The organism is Acinetobacter sp. CIP 102637 (genome assembly GCF_000368425.1).
In the GTDB taxonomy this organism is placed as follows: domain Bacteria; phylum Pseudomonadota; class Gammaproteobacteria; order Pseudomonadales; family Moraxellaceae; genus Acinetobacter; species Acinetobacter parvus.
On sequence record NZ_KB849435.1, the window covers coordinates 1524463 to 1545817 of the forward strand.

Below are 21355 nucleotides of genomic sequence, written 5' to 3' on the forward strand. Positions count from 1 at the left end.
TGAATATAAAAATTTTTAAAAGTTTATACATCGCCAGTTAGGCCATGTATAAACCACCATTTACGTGTAAAACTGTACCAGTAATGTAACTAGCCTTGTCGCTGGCAAGGAAACTCACGGCATTCGCAATATCTTGTGGTTCACCCAGACGATTTAAAGCTACTTGATCACTCATCTTTTTACGAACATCTTCGCTTAACTGATCAGTCATTTCTGTTGCAATAAAACCAGGCGCCACACTGTTGACCGTAATCTGGCGGCTGCCCATCTCCTTGGCTAGGCTACGGCTGAATGCCTCAATGCCTGCCTTCGCTGCGGAGTAATTGGCCTGTCCTGGATTGGCAAAGTGTGCAACCACTGAGCTAATGTTGATAATGCGGCCAAAACGCGCTTTGGTCATACCTTTCAATACGCGCTTAGACAAGCGGTATACGGCTTTCAGATGGATATTAAGAATATCGTCCCAATCATCTTCCGACATACGAAGCAACAAGTTATCTTTGGTAATGCCTGCGTTGTTCACTAAGATCAGTACTGAACCATATTTTTGTTCAATATCTGATACAAGTGCATCAATCGCTGCACCATCACGAACATCGAGTACAGCACCTGCCCCATGTTCAGCAAAGCTTTCTGTCAGTTTTTGCGCGCCTGATTCAGAAGTTGCTGTGCCTACCACAAAAAAACCGTCTTGAATGAGTTGCTGTGCAATTGCTGCGCCAATTCCTCGGCTTGCTCCTGTCACCAACGCAATCTTTCGTTGTTGTGTCATGCAATTTTTCCTTCTACCACCAAGATCGCGCTTAGGGCATCTTCCATACGTGCTTTGCTATCAATTGCAAATGCTTTTTCTATGTTCGGTAATCGCTTGGCAAGATTGCTGAGCACCGTACCTGGCCCACATTCAACCACATACTGGATACCTTGATCCTGTAGATATTGCATGCTACGTGTCCATTGCACTGACTGGTACAACTGGGCAGTGAGCGCCTGACGTAACTGGGCAACATCCGTTGCGATTTCCGCGTTGACATTTTGTATTACAGGAATGCGGGGTAGCTCAATGGCAGTTTGTTCCAAAGCTTCAGCAAACTTTTCTGCTGCTGGTTTCATCAAGGTACAATGTGATGGTACAGAAACAGGCAATGCAATCGCTTTACCTGATTGCTCTTTTGCTTCAGCCATGACTTGCTGAACCAAAGCTGTACTGCCTGCAATCACCACCTGACCTTGCGCATTATAATTCGCCGCTTCAACTGAACCCTGACCAGCGGCAGATGCATTTTTACAAAGCTCAATCACTTTCTCATCGGCTAAGCCTAAAATTGCCGCCATTGCCCCCTCACCTTGAGGAACTGCACTCTGCATCAATTTCCCGCGTAAATTGACCAGTTTCACCGCATCGATAAGGGTCATGGCTTCTGCCGCAACCAGTGCACTATATTCGCCTAGAGAATGGCCAGCAAGGAATTTTGGTGCAATACCGCCCAGTTCCAGCCAGACACGCCATAAGGCAATGCTGGCCGTGAGTAATACAGGCTGGGTATTTTCCGTTTGATCCAGCCCCTCACCACTTTGTGCAATCTGCCAAAGGTCAAAGTCAACTGCTTCTGAAGCTTCTGTGAATGTATCTCGAACGACACTAAACTGCTCTGCGAGTTCAGCCAGCATCCCTACTTTTTGTGAACCCTGACCAGGAAAAACAAATGCTGTTTTTGTTGCTTGAGCAGCCTGCTCAAGTCGCTTAGTCGACATATAAAAATCCTTAAAATGGTCTATCGCCAGTTTTATCAACACTCATGATTCTACATGAGAATGGCAACAGACTCTTTCCCGATGCGGCAATTTACCATTGATTAAATCGTTTTTTAATTGCGAAAAACAACAAAAAAGGGAGCTTTCGCTCCCATTTTTCTATACTTTAAGCTAACGCTTAATGCATATAACTCAATTATTCAGCATCAGCTGCTTTAGCGAATAATTGACGACCACGGTAAATACCGTCTTTAGTCACGTGGTGACGACGATGAGTTTCACCAGTAGTTTGGTCTACAGATAATGCATTCTCGGTTAAAGCGTCATGTGAACGGCGCATGTCACGGCGAGAGCGACTTTTACGGTTTTGCTGAACGGCCATGATGGCTCCTTACAAAGATCGAAAAATGGATCAGAACAAATTCAGTTGTCTTAACTCAACATGATAACACAAATTGTGTTATGAGTTAAGTTTGCCTTTCAAACTTGCCAAAACATCAAACGGGTTATCCCGCTTTTCTTCGACAACGTCCTGAACGACAGGTTGATGTTTATGCTCACAAACATCATGTTTGGGAGACAAAGGCATCAACAATAACAATTCATCTTCTAGCAATGCGAATAAATCAATCGAAGCAGGTGTATCAATACTCCCTTTTTTCGACGATTCACTTTCACCTAAAACGATGAAATCAGCATCCTCATCCAATCGCTCTATCAGTGACTCATCATCAATTAAAGCTAAATGAAATTCTGACACTAATTCAATTTCAACAGATCCCAAACAACGTTGGCATTCCCTTGGAACTTTAGTATCAATATATCCATCTAACCATACAATACGATGATAGGCATCCATTGATAGCTTACAGTCTATGTTGATCAATTGATCACCAATTGAACCAACAGCTTCTCGAGCAATACGAGCAAAGCGAGACAATGGCAGTATTCCTGACCATGTATAGCCCTGTTCAGCCCATTTAAATGGCTCGATTTGGCTTGGAAAAGTATTTGCTGACATAATTAAGGCGGCAATTCTACAAATTCATCGGTACTCTGTCAAAGATTAAGATACAATTTTGCACTTCTTTAGACAGAACTCGTGGTAACACAGCAATGTATCTGTTGCAGCCGCAACTTGAAGTAACAACTTCATCACTTGTTAGCCCCCATTCAATCACTGCTCCTATGTTAACACCAGATCAAGTGCAACGCTCATCTTGGCAAACGTTAACAACAGAACCAGAACAGGTTGATTGGCTTATTTTACACTTTAATCACTGGTTTTCCCACCATAATGTCACGCTTGTTAAAGGTGATTTTGAACCAGAATATTTCCCAGCGATAAATCAACAGCCTGCAAAAATCCAATTTGCACATGGTTTCTTTAACAGTGCCTTACATGAAATTAGTCATTGGAGTATTTCAGGTGAAAAACGTCGCCTTTTACCTGATTTAGGTTATTGGTATGCACCCGATGGTCGTACTGCAGAACAGCAAGCTTTATTTGAACAAGTTGAAATTAAGCCTCAAGCCATTGAATGGTTATTTGCGACTGCCTTTGGTCGAAAGTTTCGGGTCTCTTTAGATAATTTGACAGGTGATGGCGGCAATGGAACACAATTTAAAGATCATGTTTTTGCTCAAGTACAACGTTATTTTTCAGGTGAAGCCACTTTGCCACGAGATGCTGCACTTTTTATTCACTGTATCTGTGTTTGTACCCGTCATGGCTTACCATTACAACTAAATGAATTTAAACGTGAATTACTTGATTGAATGACAAAATTAACACATCTAAGACTTGCATCTTTACTAGAACAAGTTTCATACTTAATCTAGCCATAAAGATCAGGGAGTTACAATAATAATGTTACATTTACATATTCATCCTGAAAATCCACAGGCTCGCTTAATCACACAAGCCGTTGAACGTATTCGTGCGGGTGATGTGGTGGTTTATCCAACTGATGCAGCCTATGCGATTGGCTGTCAGATTGGGAATAAAAGTGCGATGGAGCGAATTGCACAGATTCGCGGTCTAGGTTCAAAACATCAATATGCCATTATGTGCTGTGACTTATCTGACATTGCGACCTATGCCAAAGTGGACAATGCCATGTATCGGCTGTTAAAAAATAATACCCCTGCTGTCACCACCTTTATCTTGCCTGCCACCAGTGAAGTGCCAAAGCGTTTAATGCACCCGAAGAAAAAAACAATTGGTCTGCGCATTCCAAGTAATCCTGTTGCACAAGCTTTATTACAAGAACTGGGTGAACCGTTATTAACCAGTACATTGATCTTGCCTGATCAAAAAGATCCGCTTGATGATCCTTATGATATTGAAAACCAACTAGGTAAACGTATTGATGTGTTTATTGACAGCGGCTTTGGCACCTTATCCACCACCAGTATCGTGGATTTATCGGGAGAAAATCCTGAAATTATCCGTCGTGGTGTTGGTGATGTCAGTGCTTTTGTATAAGGACTGACCCTTATTCAATCAAAAAATCAGACAACTTCTGTTTCTGAACACCCTGCTGATCAAAATTATCAGGACTCAGCCATTGCTGATAAGCATTTTTTAATTCTGGCCACTCATCATCAATCATCGAGAACCATGCCGTATTTCGATTGTGCCCTTTTACTATACGATCCTGACGAAACAATCCCTCGTATTGAAACATCACCAAATTTTTTAATGAATCTTTTAGGCTTTGCTGGCTCTGCGGTGCGGAATATGGCAGATAGGTCCAGCATCGTTCATCAGGTTCTGTCGATACCGCTTCCCATAACTGCCCTACCGCCTGATCTGTTATGCCATGAGCCCCATCGACCAGCTTGACATATCGTCCTGAACAGTAAAAGCAGTCACATTTTCATCAAGTGAAGAACCAGTCATTTGCCCAAACTGATTCTGTTGTGTTTTTAAATAATTTCTCATTGGCTGTTATCGTTTAATTAAAGCCTTTTTGGAAACCCATTTAAACATAGCTTTAGCTCTGTTCAATGTGAAATTGCATCACAATAAAAAATACCCTGAGAACTTTAAGGTTTTTGTAAGTGAGTAATTTATTAAATGTGCTATTTCGATTAGAATAGCCAAGCTCTTGGTAGCATTGTGTCGTCCTTGCACACAAAATTATATCTTTCATGCTTTTGAAAATTCGCGTGGCTTATAACGGTAATGAATCAAACTCTCCCCTCAGTTCTGGAGTCTACTCCATCCATTCGTGTGCTTGACGAGTGGCAGGAGACTATACCCGAAGATTTGTACATACCGCCTGCTGCGTTTGAAATCCTACTCGAACAATTCGAAGGTCCCCTGGATTTTCTGATTTACCTGATTCAAAAAAATGGCTTTGATTTATTGCAGCTCGACATCTCCCCAATCGCGACCCAATATCTTTCCTATATGGACAATATGAAGTCGCTGAATATTGAGTTGACTGCGGATTATATGGTGATGGCAGCACTACTTGCCGACTTAAAATCACGTTTATTACTTCCTAAAGCAAAAGTTGCGGATCAGTTTGAGAAAGACCCAAAACAGGAACTAATTGACCGTCTGGAAACCTATTTACGCATTAAACAGGCGGCTGAACGTCTGGGGCAAATGCCAATTTTTGAGCGGGATACCTTTAGTACCAATGTCAGTATTGGTCATATTGCCCCAATTTATGAGGGTTATGATGTCGATGCCCTGCGTGACGCATTATTCTGTATCTTTAACCGTCCTGAACCCATCACCCATGTGGTTGCACAAGAACCTGTATTGCTTGAAGAGCGTATGGCCTATATTGAAAGCCAGCTTGCATCTGGTGAAAACTTAAGTTTTATTGAACTGCTCAATCCCAAGCAGGGTCGTATGGGGATGGTGGTGACTTTTATGGCAGTGCTGGAACTCACGCGCCAGCAAAAAATTCAAATCATCCATACAGGTATTGAAGCGCCTCTGACTGTTCAGGGGATTGCCGCATGAGTTTAGACCAGTTCAATGCCAATGAGGGAATGTCACTTGAAGACATTCATCACGACGTTTTATTGCAGATTGAAGCAATTATATTTGCCAGTGACTCAGCCGTTTCACTTGCACGGTTAAAAGAAGCCTTTCAGAACCAATACTCCAAGCAGCAATTACGCACGTTTTTACAACAGCTTGCGATGTTACAGCATGGCCGTTCCATTGAACTGATTGAAACGGCACAGGGCTTTCGTTTTCAGGTGCGGGCAAAGTACCGTAATATTATTGCCCAGGTGTGGCCAGAACGTCCAACCAAGCTATCGCCATCGCTGCTTGAAACAGTCGCCGTGATTGCCTATCATCAGCCTGTCACGCGTGCGGATATTGAACAGATTCGTGGTGTATCTAATAATAGCCAGATTTTAAGAAATTTATTTGACTGGAACTGGATTAAAGAAGCTGGTTTCAGGGATTTGCCTGGAAGACCTGCGTTGTTGATTACAACGCCCCAATTTTTAAATGCTTTTGGTTTAGTGTCATTAAATCAATTGCCTCCCCTACAGAACGCCAAGGAAGCATTCATGGCTCTCGATGCACATGCACCGAAGTCTTGAGAGGTGAACTGTTGATCATTATGTCTAAGGTTGTGCTGTCATGAGTGAAAAATTACAAAAGGTGTTGGCGAGAGTCGGGTTAGGCTCACGTCGTTATATGGAAGAGGTGATTGCTGCTGGCCGTGTCAGCATCAATGGTCGTATTGCCCAGGTGGGTGAGCGTATCGAACCAACCGATGAACTGCGTATTGACGGCCGTAAGGTGCAGTTCCAGATTGAAGATGAAATTCGTCGTCGTGTGCTGATTTACTACAAGCCTGAAGGTGAGATTTGCTCGCGCAATGACCCTGAAAAGCGTCCTACCGTATTTGATCATTTGCCTCAAATTGCAAATGACCGTTGGGTAATGGTAGGGCGTCTGGATATTAACAGTACTGGTTTATTATTATTCACGAATGATGGTGAACTTGCTAACCGTTTAATGCACCCATCCAACGAAGTTGAACGTGAATATGCGGTACGTGTGATGGGTGAAGTCACGCCACAAATTCGCAATAACATGCTTAAAGGTGTTGAGCTTGAAGATGGTCCAGCCAAATTCGAATCATTCTCTGAAATTGGCGGTGAAGGTATCAACCGTTGGTATCAAGTTGTGGTTAAAGAAGGTCGTAATCGCGAAGTACGTCGTATCTTTGAATCACAAAGCTTAAAAGTGAGTCGCTTGTTACGTACCCGTTATGGCACTGTCATTTTGCCACGTGAATTACGTACAGGTCGTTGGATGGAATTAGATAAAACTGATATTGATAACTTGGCGAAATCGGTTGAGTTGAAGCCACGTCAGGGTACTGGTCTGTTTGGTATGGCAAAACGCCGTACTGAAAAAATGGCGGAGAAGCCATTGGCTGCACGCCGTGGTGGCTATCTACGTCAACAGCGTCGTGATGATGAACAACAAGACCAGCAGCGTTCTAGTAATAACGGTAATAATAGCAACAATGGTCGTAAAACTATTGGTTTCAATAAAGGCTTTAAGAAGTTTTAATCCTTTGCCTTGAAATAAAAAAATGCTCTGATTAGAGCATTTTTTTATGGCTGAATATTAATGATGATGGTTTACCCCCTGCGGAATGGCATTGAGCAGTTTCTTGGTATATTCATGTTGTGGATGTAAATACAGTTCGTCCGAGTTAGCAATTTCAACTAATTCACCATGATTCATGACCATGACTTGATCTGAAATATATTTCACTACGGATAAATCATGCGAAATAAAGATATAACTCAGACCAAATTCATCCTGTAAATCTTGCAGTAAATTCAGCACCTGCGCTTGTACCGACACATCCAGCGCGGAGACTGATTCATCGCAAATCAGAATTTCTGGCTTTAAGGTGAGGCAACGGGCAATCGCGATTCGCTGGCGTTGTCCACCAGAAAATTCATGTGGATAACGGTCATAAGCTTGTATTGGCAAGCTCACCCTTTCCAATAGCTCGAGTGCAATTTTCTTGCGTTCAGCATCATTCTGTCCAATGCCATGAATACGCATCGGCTCCAATAAAATCTGCCCGACGGTAAAGCGTGGATTGAGTGAAGCGTATGGATTCTGGAAAATAATTTGAATTTTACGCTGATACTGTGAAAATTCTTTCTCAGTCATGGCAAGAATATCTTTACCACCAATCAAAGCCTGCCCACCTGTCGCCTCATGCAAACGCATTAATAATAGACCAATGGTGGTTTTCCCAGAACCCGACTCTCCAACCAGCCCTAAAGTTTTACCTTTCGCCAACTGGAATGAAACACCCTTAACCGCCTGAAACTCATCTTTGCCCCATAATCCTTTACGGCTATAAAATGATTTTTTCAGGTCTTTGACATCCAGAATAATCGGTTCTTCACCTGTCAGTCCTCGCGACCGCTGTTTCAGATTCAATTCGGACAAATTGGTTGCTTCGACCAATTGTCCATTTTCGTCCTGTTTCATAAAATCGCTGGTCACGGGTAAACGATATGGTCGGGTTGAAAGTTGAGGTCTACAGTGCAATAAGGCACGGGTATACACATCTTTCGGCTGTTCCAGTACTTGTTCAACGGCGCCACATTCGCGGATTTCACCATGACGCATGACGATCACTTCATCAGCAATTTCACCAACCAGTGCTAAATCATGGGTGATGAATAGCATCGACATTTGATGGCGTTGTCTCAAAGATTCTAATAGATCAATGATCTGCTTTTGAATAGTGACATCTAATGCCGTGGTTGGTTCATCTGCAATCAATAGCTTTGGTTCACAAGCAATTGCCATGGCAATCATAACCCTTTGCTGCTGACCACCAGAAAGCTGACTTGGATACGCATCTATTTTTGTTTCAGGTGCAGGGATACCGACTTCTCGAAGTAACTCAAGCACTCGTACTCTAGCCTGCTTGCGTCCCATACCTAAATGAATCCTGAGCACTTCGGCAATCTGGTCACCGACTGTAAATACAGGATTCAATGAAGACATTGGTTCCTGAAAAATCATGGCAATGTCTTTGCCGCAAATTTGGCGGATTTCCTTTGCAGATAAATTGAGTAAATCCTTTCCCTCAAAGCTGATCTTGCTTTGATTAGCAATTTGGCTTTGTCCTTTCGGTAGCAAGCCCATAATCGCCAGTGAAGTCACGGATTTACCACTGCCCGACTCACCCACCAAAGCCACCGTTTTATTTTTGGGAATGGTAAATGAAATGCCCTTGACCGTTTCAATCCACTGCTTATTTTCACCCTTAAAACTGATATGCAGATTTTCGACTTCCAATAATGGCGTTTCATGATAATTTTGCATCTTATTGCTCCGCTATTTTAGTTTGGGATCAAGTGCATCACGCAATGCATCGGTAAACATTGAAAATGCCGTGACCAAAACCGCCATCGCAATCGATGCCGCAGCCAGTTGCCACCATTTCCCCAAAATCAATTCACTTTGCGCTTCATTGAGCATACTGCCCCATGACACGACCCCCACAGGCACCCCAAAACCCAGAAAGCTAAGGATCACTTCTGATTTAATGAATGACACCACCAGAATCGAAATCTGTACCAAGGCAATATGACTGACATTCGGGAAAATATGTACAAACATACGGCGCATATTGCTCACGCCAATGGCTTTGGCAGCCAATACATATTCACGCGATTTATGCTTCATATATTCAGCCCGAACCAAACGAAATACCCCAGTCCAACCCGTTAAGCCTAAGATTAAAACAATCGACAAAATTCCTTTTTGTTGGAGTACCGCAGCGATCGCCAGCACTAATAACAGATAAGGAATCGAAGTGAAAATGTTATAGAACCAGTTCAAGACATCGTCAATCCAACCGCCAAAATAACCTGCAATCGCGCCAAGAAAAGTACCAATCACCACTGCCAATAAAGCTGATAACAAACCGACCAGAATTGAGGTTTCAGCGCCCTTAATGGTTTTTAACAACACATCTTGTCCCCACTTATCCGCCCCAAAAGGCAAAGTGGTTTTTAGTTGCTGTTGTTGATCAAGTAAATGTCCGCCCAACTGCTGATTAATTGCCTGCATATCCGCAGCCAACGGATCAAGCATGCCATAGTTGTCTATGGCTGAACTGCCGTGCTGTTCCGCCTGAATTTCTGCATTGAGTTGTTGAATCACGTCTTTGAGTGGATCAACAGGATTTTCAGGCAAAGTTACTGTGCTTTCTGTAATTGCCTTAATTTGATCTGATTCAGTATCAGCACCTAAAAATGTCGGTGGTGCATAACTGACTGCCACTTCTTTATTCCAATTAGAAGCAATCACGCCTGTCATGGATAAAGCCAGCAAAATGAAATAAAACAGTATGATCACAAACGAAACAACTGCAATACGATCTGATTTCAATCGATTCAAGGCCAAATGCCAGAGTCCTGTTGACGCAGATGATTCATTTGAGGAGGTTTTGCCTTTAAAAATTGTACTGAGCATCGTCATCCTCCTATTTCAACTGAACACGAGGGTCGATGGCTTTGTAGATCAGATCAGCAATCAAATTAAAAATCATGGTGACGGCTGCCACATAAACAGTAATCGCCTTAATCACAGGAAAATCACTACGTTCCACCGCAATAATAATTTCCCGTCCAATCCCTGGAATCCCAAAGAAACGCTCAATCAAAAATGCACCAATTAATAAAGCTGGCAAGCTTGCCATCACTTCGGTGACAATCGGAATCGAGGCATTACGCAACACATGAATGCCCAAAACCCGTGTTTCAGGCACACCTTTAGCACGGGCCGTCCGCACATAGTCCTGATGAATTTCATCCAGCACAAAACTACGATACAGACGTAAGGTTGGTGCAATGCTCACCACCAGCATAATCAGGATGGGTAATAAGGAATAATAGAATAGATTTTCGCTAAAGCTGTCGCTCCAGCCCTGCACAGGAAACCAGCCCAACTGATAGGCCAAGACATATTGGAAGATGATGATATAGACCAGAATACTGATCGACATGCCGACAGTGCATAGCATCATCACCATACGGTCTGTCAGTGAACCACGTACCGATGCCACCGCCAAGGCCAGTACAATCGAGATCACAGTTTGTAAAATCACCAATGGAACCAGCAAGGTCAGCGATGGCCCCAAACGAGTCAAGATAATCTGCGATACTGATTCGCCTGTACTCCAGCTTGCGCCATAATCAAAAGTCAGAATCTGCTTGATAAAAATCCACAACTGCATATAGTACGGCTGATCTACCCCCAACTGTTTACGGATATTTTCAATCTGTTCTGGATTGGACATTTTGCCTGCCAGAATATAGGCAGGGTCACCACCAACCCAGTTAAACAGGAAAAAAATCAGCAAAATGACACCCAACATGGTTGGAATCATTTGCCAGAGTCTACGCACGACATAAGCGAACATCTTGGCACATCCTTATTTGACTCGTTGTCCTGTAATTTCATCCAGAAATGCCTTGTTGTCAGGCGCCCTACCCAGAAAATCTTTCACCAATTCAGCCGCTTTTTTCTGGCTGCCTTGTGACAAAACCGTTTGACGATAACGTTGCCCAATTTCTGGATTATTCAGGTTATCCCCAAAGGCAGACAACATATCCAGTGCCAGCACTTCTGACCACATATAACCGTAGTAGCCCGCCTGATAGCCCATTAAATGCCCGAACTGCCCTGGGAACTGAGTATTTTCCACATAGCCCAATGCGGTTGCTGACTCCATTTTTTTCCAGACATCTAGTGGCTGTAGCTGGCGAGGATCTTTATCATGCAATGCCATATCATATTGCGCATACAGGGTTTGGCGGGCATAGCGTGCGCCACGTCCATAATTATGTACCGCATTTAAACGTTCAATCAGCGCATCATCAATACGTGGACAGGCTGGATCACAATAGTCCGCGACTTTAGACAAGGTTTCCTTACGTCTCGCCCATTCTTCATACATCTGCGAGGGTGCTTCAACAAAGTCACGCTCTACCGAAGTACCTGACTGTCCCACATAACGGGTATCGGACAAAATGCCATGCAAGGCATGTCCAAACTCATGCACAAAGGTTTCCAGCTCATTGCTGTTTAAACCTTTACGATTAAAATTGGTCACTAAAACCGAAATTGGTTTACGCCCTGTTAAACTACTGCCGCCATACACGCCCCATACCGCAGCATGCCCATATTTGCCCTCACGCGGGAATTTATCCATATACAAACCGCCAAGCAGTTGTCCTGTTTTCTGGTCGGTCACATCGTAATATTCAACTTCATCCTGCCAGATATCCACTTTGGCAGGCTTAAACTCGATGCCATACAGATTTGAGGAAATCGCAAACAACCATTTCTGTGCCGCTAAAGTTGGGAAATAATCACGCATTTTTTCCTGATCAATCTGGTATTTGTCCTTACGTAATTTCTCTGTCCAATAACCCACGTTCCAGCGTGTAATCTCTGCCTGTTCTAAAGGAATATTTAGAGTTTTTGCCTTAAATTCCCTTAATTCCTGCATTTCCTTTTGCTCAAGTGGCGTCACAATCTGGTAAATATTATTCAGGAAATCATTCACTGTTTTTGGATTTTTCGCCATGCGTTTTTTTAAGGCGAGATCGGCATAGCTTGGCTCACCGAATAACTGTGCCTGTTCATAACGGAGGTCAATAATCTGTTTGAGCAAGTCCAGATTCTTTGCTGTACCCCGTCGAGTAAAAGCAGTCTGGTAGCGTTTACGTGCTGCATCACTCTCAGAAAGTTCCATAAACGGCTGATAGGCAGGATAATCAAATCCCAGCAAATAGTTACCCTTATCATTTTTCTTGGCATTGGCAAGATAGCTTTCTGGCAAGCCTTTTAACTCATCTGGGGTAAATTCCAGTTTTTCAGGATTATCATTGATATTACGGGTAAATTGCTGTGAAAGTTGGGTTTGCAGGTTACGGATTTCCTTTAAGCGTATTCTTTTTGCAGGCGGTAATTGCACGCCCGTATTTTCAAAGTCAGTTAAAATATCCTGACGGTATTTCACATCAATTGGATCAGTCGCCTTGCTGTTTTTAATGCGTTGATAGAGTTTTGGATTCTGATATAAATCGGTCTGTAGCTGTTCCATTTTCACAATACAGTCATCTGCCGCCTGACGAAACTTTTCATCAGGATAGACATTACGATATAAGCTGATCGGATTAGTCAAGTCCTCAAACATCGCCATAAAGGCATCCCATTCTGCTAAAACAGGTGCGGCATTGGACTCCGCTTTGACTGGTTTTTTTTCGAGTTCAGTGATTTGTTGCTGGAGTTTTTGAATACTGGCATCACACCATTGCGGTTGATCAGCGAGTTTTAAAATAGGTAAGGTAGCGCGTGCTGGTTCTGCCCATACCGTTTGATTCATCCCACAAAGACCAATAAAGCATAGCCCCAAGTTCGTTAATGTCTTTTTTGCCACACGCTTTTCTCCAGTTCATTTCCATACTCAATTTTCAAAATCTAAACTTAAGTCAGTATAAGTCGTTTTATATTTATCACATCGGTGTCGTGCCGAGTTCTCATCCAATTTCATCATTAGCCTGCCGCAGGCCTTACTTTTCAGGGATGAAAAGTAAACAAAAATCCTTTGTTAGGCTGATGCTACATCCCTGATAGCACAGCCCAACGGGCGGCATCCACGCCGCCTCCACGATAGCAAAACCAATTCGAGACCAATGTTTTTACTTTTTCTTCCTTTCCTCAATATCAATATACATCCATTCCGCAGGCAAAATCGGATGCTTTTTATAGCCAATCACACGGGGCTGAATCAGAACATTACGATAACGACTGGAAATCATTTGTACAGGCGAATAAAACTCTAATAACCGTGCCATCTTCCGATAAAGCTGATCTCGTTCAGACCCATCTGACAATTTTAATGTTTGCTCATATAAACGGTCATACTCAGCTAACTTAAAACAGGAATTATTGGTGGCATTGACATTTTTGCCATAAAACAACTGCATAAAATTATCACCATCAGGATAATCCGCAATCCATGCAGAACCCTTAAACATGGTTTTACATTGCTTTTCTGCTTTTAAACCCTCAGCAAAGGGCACAGGTTTGGACACCATATTCACTTTAATACTGGCTAAATCTTTCTTTAATAATTCAGCCATTTGCATACTTCGTGCGCTATTACTGGATGGCATAAACTCTATCAGCAAGGGTTTACCATTCGGTAAACTACGCCAGCCATCCGTGCCAATTTTATAATGATACCGATCCAGCAATAAATTGGCCGCTTTCACCGAATACGGCACACTGCCCTTATAATCGGGATCATGCCCTGCCACGCCGTAAGGAATCGGGAACTGTAAACGCTTGGCATCCCCTTTCATTAAAATCTGAATATCTTTTTCAGGTGAATGTGCCATGGCCATCGCACGGCGTAAGGCAATTTTTTCCTTACTCAATCCACCGACCATAGGGTTTTGCATATTCCAGTATAAATAATCAATCGAGGGATCAGAAATTCGGGAAAGCTGAATACCCTTTTGCTCAAATTCAGCTTTTAACTTACTATCTTTGAGTGCCTGAGCAGGCAAATCTCCTGTTAAGGTCAATAAATCCAGTCCATCTTTCTGAAACGACAACCACCCCGACTGTGCTTCCTCAATCACCTGAATATCCACCACACCAATCTGTGGCATTTTCTTGCCTTGCATTTGCTGGACAATTTTCTGATCGTCTGGATTGCTGGCCTTAAAATCCCAGACAAAGCCACGATAGTCAGGATTGGCTTTTAAAATAATCCGTGAAGCAGGTGTCCAGCGGGACAATAAATAAGGCCCTGTGCCAATCGGATGCCCCATGACAAAACCAGCCTTGTCCCGATAATGTTCAATCACTTCACGGGCGACTGCCCCTGTTGGCTGATGTGCCAGCAACATCGGAAAATTATGATTTGGTTCAGTCAGGCGAATCACCAGCGTATAACGATCAGGCGTTTGCAAGCCTGCAATCGGCTGATCATAATTGAATTTTCCCGTTTTATTCGCTTGCTGGATGGCACTGTCCATTCCTACGATGCGTCCGTCAAATAACCAGCTACTGGGTGAATGCAGTTGCGGATCAAGCAACCGCTTAAAGGAATAAGCATAATCTGCTGCGGTGAGTTCTCGTGGTTTCCCCTTAAACACAGGGTCTGGAGAAAAATAAATACCTTTTTTAAGATGGATGGTATAGGTCAAGCCATCGGCACTGACTTCTGGCAAGGCAGCCGCAGCATTAGGAACCAGCTTGGCGGGTGAAGCCAGATAATCATAGGTATATAAGGTATCGAAAATGGAATACAGTACATGCGCTGAATACAAATCCTGAACTGCGGCAGGATCAAAACCTGTTTCCGCCACAGGAAAGGCATAGCGCAGCACCTTGTTTGGATTGGCTGGACTTTTTGCCATTGTGCCATTGCTTATGCCAATCGAGATTGTGCCAAGCAAGACCGCCATCCCATACTGCTGCAATGAAATTTTAAAATTCTGCTTCATACGTGTTCACATTATTTCTTTTGTGTTGGAACAATATCCAGATATTGCCAATTGGTACTCATAATCGGATGTGCCTTAAAGCCCTGAATTTCAGGCTGAATGACCCAGTTACGGTTACGGGTATCCTGTAGCACCCACGGATTGTCCGCTTCAATTTGTCGGCTCATTTTTTCATAAAACGGCATACGTTGATCAGGCGGTAATTTCATTGCATTTTGATACAGCGCATCATAGGCTATGGATTGATAACAGGATAAATTGCCTCGACCAACATTCGCCCCATAAAGCAGTTGAGCAAAATTTTCTCCCTCTGGATAATCGGCGTGCCACGCACCGCCCCACATCATATATTGACATTGAAAAGCAGCCTTGAGGTTGTCAGCAAAATTACTGACCTTAAAATCTGCCCGAATCCCAATCGCATCCAGCCCCTTTTTCCACAGTTCTGAATAAATCACAGCAGATGAACTACTTTCGGTATTAATTTTAAGGATTAAAGGCTTGCCATTTGGGAACGTGCGATAACCATCTGCCGCCTTTTTATAGCCAAAATGATCCAGCAACTTATTTGCCAAGACAGGGTTATAACCAATGCTACTGCGATAATTCGGGTTATGACCATTCACGCCAGCAGGCACCAGCATTTCGGCCTTAACCGCCTGCCCCTTACGCAGAATACGAATATATTCATTCATATTCAATGACATGGCAATCGACCGTCTTAACGCAATTTTATCCAGACTGCTGCCACCGACCACAGGATCACGCATATTAAACATGGTGTAGGTGACTTCTGCTTCCTTATTGGCATACAGGCGAATGCCCTTTTTCTGCATCTCCGCATTCAGTTGATTGTTTTGATCTAAAGCTTTGGCAATAGCATTAGCCGTTAAGCTATCAAAATCAAGTTGTTTGGACTGAAATGCCAGCCAGCGTGATTGTTCTTCTTCAATAATACTGACCGTCACTTTGCCAATTTGTGGCATGTGTTTACCACTCATTTGCTTGACCAGTTGATTATCCAAAGCCGTGCCTGTAGATTTAAAATTCCAGATAAAACCACGATAATCAGGATTAGCGACCAGCTCGATTTTACTGCGCGGTACATATTTACCCAGCATATAAGGCCCTGTGCCAACAGGGTGCATCCCGATACGATCTTTATAGTATTCAACTACTTCCCGAGCCGTTGCGCCAAAGGTGCTATAGGCAAGAATATAGGGGAAATTATAATCAGGCTGGGTCAGGGTAAATTGAATGGTGTATTTGTCGAGGGCTTTTACTCCCTCAATCGGTGCATCGTAATCAAATTTTCCTGTCTTGTTGGCTTGCTCCACCAGCGCATTTGCACCAAGCAATTTATTGTCAATAAAGGAAAAAGACGGCGCATGATTCTTTGGATCAAGAATACGCTTGACCGCATAGACATAATCCTCAGCGACCAGTTCCCGTCGCTTGCCTTTAAATGCAGGATCATCGGTAAAGTAGATGCCTGGCTTGATTTTAAAGGTGTAGACCTGTCCATTTTTTTTGATCACTGGCAAGCTCTGAGCTGTTGCAGGCACTAGCTTGACTGGATTTGCCAAGTAATCATATTGAAGCAATCTTTCAAAAATTACATCGGCAATATTACCACTATAAAAATTTGAGGTTTTGACCATATCAAAACCATCATCAGGTGCAGGAAATGCCACCCGCAGCACCTTGTCGGCTTGGGCAGGGCTTTTTGCATGGCTGATTGGCATTCCTGCAACCATGGCAGCAATTAAGGCGGCTTTAAAAAAATGAGGCTTCAATATAATGCTCATATCCTGATTTTTAATCCATATCCAGCTTTTCGCCAGTATTCAGGTGTATTGATGAATTTGCTTTTATGGACTCCATCATTCTATATTTTTACAAAAGAATCAATGAATTAATGTTTTCAACATTTGATTAAAATATAATATTGTTTTATCAAAATAAGTTGTTATTTTATTTCATTGTCAGAATTAAAACTTTTGCAGCTCAATCCATTCTGCTTCTGGAAAATGCTTTGCCAAATAAGCTTTTAAATAATCAGCGGTATCTTTCGAAATAAGCGGATCTTTCGACTCATCCTTTAAGTTATACACCAAAGCATGCAAACTCAAACCACGATGATTTAAAGCTTCCAGACTCAATAAAGTATGATTAATACTACCCAAACGTCCAGAAGTGACCAGAATCACAGGAAATTGATGTTCAGCAATATAATCAATAGTCAACAACTCTGTGGTTAAAGGCACCATCAAACCGCCCGCACCCTCTAACAATACTACATCAAAACGCTGAGCAAGCTCTTTAGTTGCAGCTTCGATCTTGGCAAAATCTAACTCACGCCCATCCAAACGTGTAGCTAAATGTGGCGAGGCAGGATAGCTAAAAATTTCAGGCATGGTCAATTTTTCATGATCTTCCTGAAACCAGCCACTGCCCATAATTTCACGATGCTTTTCAATATCTTCTGAACTATCTACATTCCCAGTTTGTACCAACTTCTGGGTGATAACACGCTGCCCTTGTTCAGTCCAAAGTTTGGCGAGATAACCAGTGGCATAAGTTTTCCCAATTTCTGTATCAATACCGCTGACAAAATAAATTGCTGCACTCATGCTATTCTCCGTGCAATCACATAAATCGGATGATAAGTCAGACGGAAACCTTGCTCATCATGAAACTGTTGATAATCTGAATAAAACTGCTGTAACGATTGCTTGGTCCAGCGATGCGATTTTGCTGTTGCAGTCACCCCCGTCGCTTTTAAATGCTGCAATACAGATTTTGGATGATCAAAATATAGATGTTTTTGCTCTTCTTCTATAAACACAATCTCAAAGCCACTTTCTTCAAGTTTCTGTTTCAGTACTTCACTGGAATAATAATTTAAGCCTTGCCCAGTCAGCTTTTTGATTTCAATTAAATTATTTTCACCAAATGTAGAGAAACCCAAATAGCCTTTCGGTTTTAAAGCATCATGAATTCGGTGCAATAACTTAGGTAGATCAGTCATCCACTGTAATGCTGAACTAGAAATCACTGCATCTAAGGACTGTGGTAAAGTCAGCTGTTCAATATCTCCGATCAACCAAGCTATATTTTGAATCGTTGAAAAATGCTGTTCAACATCAGCATATAAATCATTTAAGAATAGCTGTTCAAACTGAAAATGAGTCTGAAATAAATGCGTTAGATTGCCTGAACCACAGCCAATCTCAAGCACAGAGGCTAAGTTCTGCGGACAATACACTTTAAGATATTCAAATAACTGTGCACTAATCTGTTTCTGTACCACAGCATGTTCGACATAGCTTTGCCCTGCTTTGGCAAAACGTTGGGCAACCAGTGCTTTATCGATGCTCACAAACACTCCACTAGTTGTTGCAGTTCATTTTTTTGCACCAAAGCGGTGAGCGAGATACGAAGACGTGAGCTATTTTGTGGCACCGTTGGTGGGCGTACTGGCATGGCATAAAAGCCTTGTTGTTGTACATAGCGTGCTTTTTCAATGGCCGCTTGGCTTTCACCCAAGATAATTGGAATGATATGACTGCTGGATGGACTCGAAAAACCTTTTGCAATCACCGCTTGCTGTAAATATTGACTGATCTCAGCCAAGTGCTGACGCTGTTGCTGCATGTTCAGCACTTTATTAAAAATAAAATCTGACCATGCCATCGAGATTGGAGGCAAAGCAGTACTAAAAATCAGTGGGCGCATTTTATTGATTAGATAATCACGCATGATTGAATCACAAATGATATAGCCGCCCACAGAAGCAATTGCCTTACCAAAGGTTCCAACCAAGAAATCAATCTGATCCAATACGCCATATTGTTCAGCACAGCCCAGACCTTGCCCCCCCCTGACACCGATCGCATGTGCTTCATCAACATACAACATGGTTTTAGCAAATCGCTGTTTTAACTGTGCCAATGCTGCTAGATCAGTCTCATCACCATCCATACTAAAGATACTTTCAGTCACCACAATAATGCGTTCAATTTGCTCATCTTGATGATACTTTTGCAATAATTGTTCCAGATGCTGCAAATCATTATGACGATAACGCACATATTGAGCATTCGATAATCGAATGCCATCAATCATACTAGCATGCACCAGTTTATCGGCAAGAATAATAGTTTTGCTATCCGCTAATGCAGGCAAAATACCGATATTCATGTGATAGCCACTATTGAAAAGCAATGCAGCACGACCGAAAGTCTTGCTTAGGCTATTTTCAAATTGTTCATATTCTGCAAAATTACCCGTGAGCAAGCGTGACGAAGATGAACTAAAGAGCGCCCGTTCAATTTTCAGCGTATCGAGAAATTCTTCTCTTAAACTTAAATCAGCGGCCAAGCCTAAATAATCATTGGATGCTAGGTTCAACATGGTTCGATCTTGGATGGTAATCCATTTTCCCTGCTGTTGATTTGCAGTAAATTGACGAAAATTACCTTGCTGTTTAAGCTGGTCAAGCTGCTCGGCATAATGATCAAGCAAGGACATTGCTATGCGCTCCTTGCATATTTTTTACCACTTCACTCATCTGTGCTAATAAATAATGGAGTTCCTCATCTGTGATCACATACGGCGGCATCACATAGACCAATTTTCCAAATGGTCGCACCCAAATACCCCGTTCAACGAACTGTTGCTGCAAGGTTTTCATATCAACACTAGAGGTTAATTCAACCACTCCAATCGCACCTAATACACGTACATCTGCAACATGATCAAGTTCTACTAAATCACTTAATTGCTCAACAAGGATCTTTTCAATACGTTGAATATTGCTCTGCCAATCTTGCTCAACCAATAATTGGGTACTTCTTAAAGCAACAGCACAAGCCAATGGATTCGCCATAAAGGTTGGGCCATGCATAAATACGCCTGCTTCGCCACGACTAATGGTTTCAGCCACTTGTTTAGTCGTTAATGTTGCAGACAAAGTCATATAACCACCTGTTAAGCCTTTACCAATACACATGATGTCTGGCTCAACTTGCGCATGTTCCCAAGCAAACATTTTACCTGTACGTCCAAAACCTGTCGCAATCTCATCAAAGATCAGCAATAAATTGTATTGCTTACATAAAGCTTTGGCCTGACGTAAATATTCAGGATGATAAAAACGCATCCCACCTGCACCCTGAACAATTGGCTCGATAATCAATGCGGCAATACTCTGATGATGCTGTTCGATCTGCTGTTTGAGCTCTTGAATATCTTGTGGATCCCATTCACCATCGAAGCGACTTTGTGGCGCGGGTACAAAGATTCGATTCGGTAAACTGCTACCAAAAATCTGATGCATCCCTGTGACTGGATCACACACAGACATCGCATTCCAAGTATCACCATGATAGCCAGATCGTGTAGTAATAAAATTGGTTTTCTCAGGTTGATTCAATGCAGCCCAATACTGCACTGCCATTTTTAAAGCCACTTCAACTGAAACCGAACCTGAGTCAGCATAGAAAATTTTATCTAAACTCGGCGGCGTAATTTTTAATAATAATTTGCCCAATCCAATTGCAGGTTCATGGGTTAGACCACCGAACATGATATGCGCCATGCTCTGCAATTGATCTGTAACCGCTTGGTTCAGTTCAGGATGGTTATAGCCATGAATCGCACACCACCATGACGACATGCCATCAACCAAAGTTCGACCATCTTCTAATTCAATTGTTGCACCGTAAGCACGTTTGACTTTAAAGCTTGGTAGTGGATTTAACATTGAAGTATAGGGATGCCATATATGTTCTAAATCAAATGGGTCTGTCATCCTTTACCTCTGTAAATTCAATATTTAACGATGTGCTCTACAGTGTCATTCCGAGTACTCACCCAATTTCAGGATAAGCCTTCAGCTGTACTTACTTTTCAAAGATGAAAAGTAAGCAAAAATCTTTTGTTAGGCTGATGGCACATCCTTGATGCCACAGCCTAACGGCGACATCCATGTCGCCTCCACGATAGCGAATATTAAAAGTAAATTTCAATA

19 protein-coding genes and 1 pseudogene are annotated in these 21355 nt (G+C 42.5%); 5 read left to right on the forward strand and 15 right to left on the reverse strand.

What is annotated here, in order from left to right; all coding sequences use genetic code 11:
• Positions 1-37 precede the first annotated feature (37 nt).
• The 4 genes from fabG to F967_RS10395 all read right to left on the reverse strand — a co-directional run bounded on the left by fabG (position 38) and on the right by F967_RS10395 (position 2776).
• Positions 38-772 (reverse strand): 3-oxoacyl-ACP reductase FabG, encoded by a 735-nt coding sequence (gene fabG / locus F967_RS10380; RefSeq protein WP_004799739.1) that lies wholly within the window; start codon positions 770-772, stop codon positions 38-40.
• Complete coding sequence (gene fabD / locus F967_RS10385; protein WP_004799742.1) at positions 769-1755, reverse strand: ACP S-malonyltransferase; 987 nt, start codon at positions 1753-1755, stop codon at positions 769-771. The genes fabG and fabD overlap by 4 nt, the downstream gene beginning before the upstream one ends.
• 196 nt (positions 1756-1951) lie before the next feature.
• Positions 1952-2137 carry a 50S ribosomal protein L32 gene (gene rpmF, locus F967_RS10390; RefSeq protein WP_004638135.1) on the reverse strand — a complete coding sequence of 62 codons (186 nt, stop codon included), beginning with the start codon at positions 2135-2137 and terminating at the stop codon, positions 1952-1954.
• Between the two features lie 78 nt (positions 2138-2215).
• Complete coding sequence (locus F967_RS10395) at positions 2216-2776, reverse strand: YceD family protein (RefSeq protein ID WP_004799744.1); 561 nt, start codon at positions 2774-2776, stop codon at positions 2216-2218.
• Positions 2777-2871: 95 nt separating this feature from the next.
• Between F967_RS10395 and F967_RS10400 the strand changes: the two genes are divergently transcribed.
• Together F967_RS10400 and F967_RS10405 are read left to right on the forward strand one after the other, a co-directional pair.
• Positions 2872-3534 carry an elongation factor P hydroxylase gene (locus F967_RS10400; protein ID WP_004799746.1) on the forward strand — a complete coding sequence of 221 codons (663 nt, stop codon included), beginning with the start codon at positions 2872-2874 and terminating at the stop codon, positions 3532-3534.
• 91 nt (positions 3535-3625) lie between these two features.
• Positions 3626-4243, forward strand: a complete 618-nt coding sequence (locus F967_RS10405; protein WP_004799748.1) for an L-threonylcarbamoyladenylate synthase — start codon at positions 3626-3628, stop codon at positions 4241-4243.
• 10 nt (positions 4244-4253) lie between these two features.
• Here F967_RS10405 and F967_RS10410 read toward each other — a convergent pair.
• Positions 4254-4702, reverse strand: a pseudogene (locus F967_RS10410) (hypothetical protein).
• Positions 4703-4945: 243 nt separating this feature from the next.
• Here F967_RS10410 and F967_RS10415 point away from each other — a divergent pair.
• From F967_RS10415 to rluB, 3 genes are read left to right on the forward strand one after another with little or no spacing between them, the layout of a single operon-like run.
• Complete coding sequence (locus F967_RS10415) at positions 4946-5740, forward strand: segregation and condensation protein A (RefSeq protein WP_004682872.1); 795 nt, start codon at positions 4946-4948, stop codon at positions 5738-5740.
• A complete protein-coding gene (gene scpB, locus F967_RS10420) occupies positions 5737-6336 on the forward strand; it encodes an SMC-Scp complex subunit ScpB (protein WP_004682874.1) in 600 nt (199 codons plus the stop codon). The genes F967_RS10415 and scpB overlap by 4 nt, the downstream gene beginning before the upstream one ends.
• Before the next feature lie 40 nt (positions 6337-6376).
• A complete protein-coding gene (rluB, locus tag F967_RS10425; protein WP_004799752.1) occupies positions 6377-7321 on the forward strand; it encodes a 23S rRNA pseudouridine(2605) synthase RluB in 945 nt (314 codons plus the stop codon).
• A gap of 57 nt (positions 7322-7378) precedes the next feature.
• Here the strand turns inward: rluB and F967_RS10430 are convergent, their stop codons facing one another.
• The 10 genes from F967_RS10430 to bioA form a co-directional block, all read right to left on the reverse strand.
• Complete coding sequence (locus F967_RS10430) at positions 7379-9112, reverse strand: ABC transporter ATP-binding protein (protein ID WP_004799753.1); 1734 nt, start codon at positions 9110-9112, stop codon at positions 7379-7381.
• Between the two features lie 12 nt (positions 9113-9124).
• Entirely contained in the window at positions 9125-10267 is a 1143-nt protein-coding gene (locus F967_RS10435; protein WP_004799756.1) for an ABC transporter permease, read from the reverse strand.
• A gap of 10 nt (positions 10268-10277) precedes the next feature.
• Entirely contained in the window at positions 10278-11216 is a 939-nt protein-coding gene (locus tag F967_RS10440) for an ABC transporter permease (protein ID WP_004682879.1), read from the reverse strand.
• Positions 11217-11228: 12 nt separating this feature from the next.
• Positions 11229-13187 carry a M3 family metallopeptidase gene (locus tag F967_RS10445; protein ID WP_228127281.1) on the reverse strand — a complete coding sequence of 653 codons (1959 nt, stop codon included), beginning with the start codon at positions 13185-13187 and terminating at the stop codon, positions 11229-11231.
• 316 nt (positions 13188-13503) lie between these two features.
• On the reverse strand, positions 13504-15321 hold the full coding sequence (locus F967_RS10450; RefSeq protein WP_004799760.1) for an ABC transporter substrate-binding protein: 1818 nt from the start codon (positions 15319-15321) through the stop codon (positions 13504-13506).
• Positions 15322-15332: 11 nt separating this feature from the next.
• On the reverse strand, positions 15333-17129 hold the full coding sequence (locus F967_RS10455) for an ABC transporter substrate-binding protein (protein WP_004799761.1): 1797 nt from the start codon (positions 17127-17129) through the stop codon (positions 15333-15335).
• A 183-nt stretch (positions 17130-17312) separates the two neighbouring features.
• Positions 17313-17954 (reverse strand): dethiobiotin synthase, encoded by a 642-nt coding sequence (bioD, locus tag F967_RS10460; RefSeq protein WP_004799764.1) that lies wholly within the window; start codon positions 17952-17954, stop codon positions 17313-17315.
• Positions 17951-18703 (reverse strand): malonyl-ACP O-methyltransferase BioC, encoded by a 753-nt coding sequence (gene bioC / locus F967_RS10465; protein WP_004682887.1) that lies wholly within the window; start codon positions 18701-18703, stop codon positions 17951-17953. Before bioC ends, bioD begins: the two co-directional genes overlap by 4 nt.
• On the reverse strand, positions 18700-19854 hold the full coding sequence (locus F967_RS10470; RefSeq protein WP_004682888.1) for an 8-amino-7-oxononanoate synthase: 1155 nt from the start codon (positions 19852-19854) through the stop codon (positions 18700-18702). The genes bioC and F967_RS10470 overlap by 4 nt, the downstream gene beginning before the upstream one ends.
• Positions 19841-21136, reverse strand: coding sequence for an adenosylmethionine--8-amino-7-oxononanoate transaminase (bioA, locus tag F967_RS10475; protein ID WP_004769686.1), 1296 nt, complete (start codon positions 21134-21136; stop codon positions 19841-19843). The genes F967_RS10470 and bioA overlap by 14 nt, the downstream gene beginning before the upstream one ends.
• Positions 21137-21355: the final 219 nt, after the last annotated feature.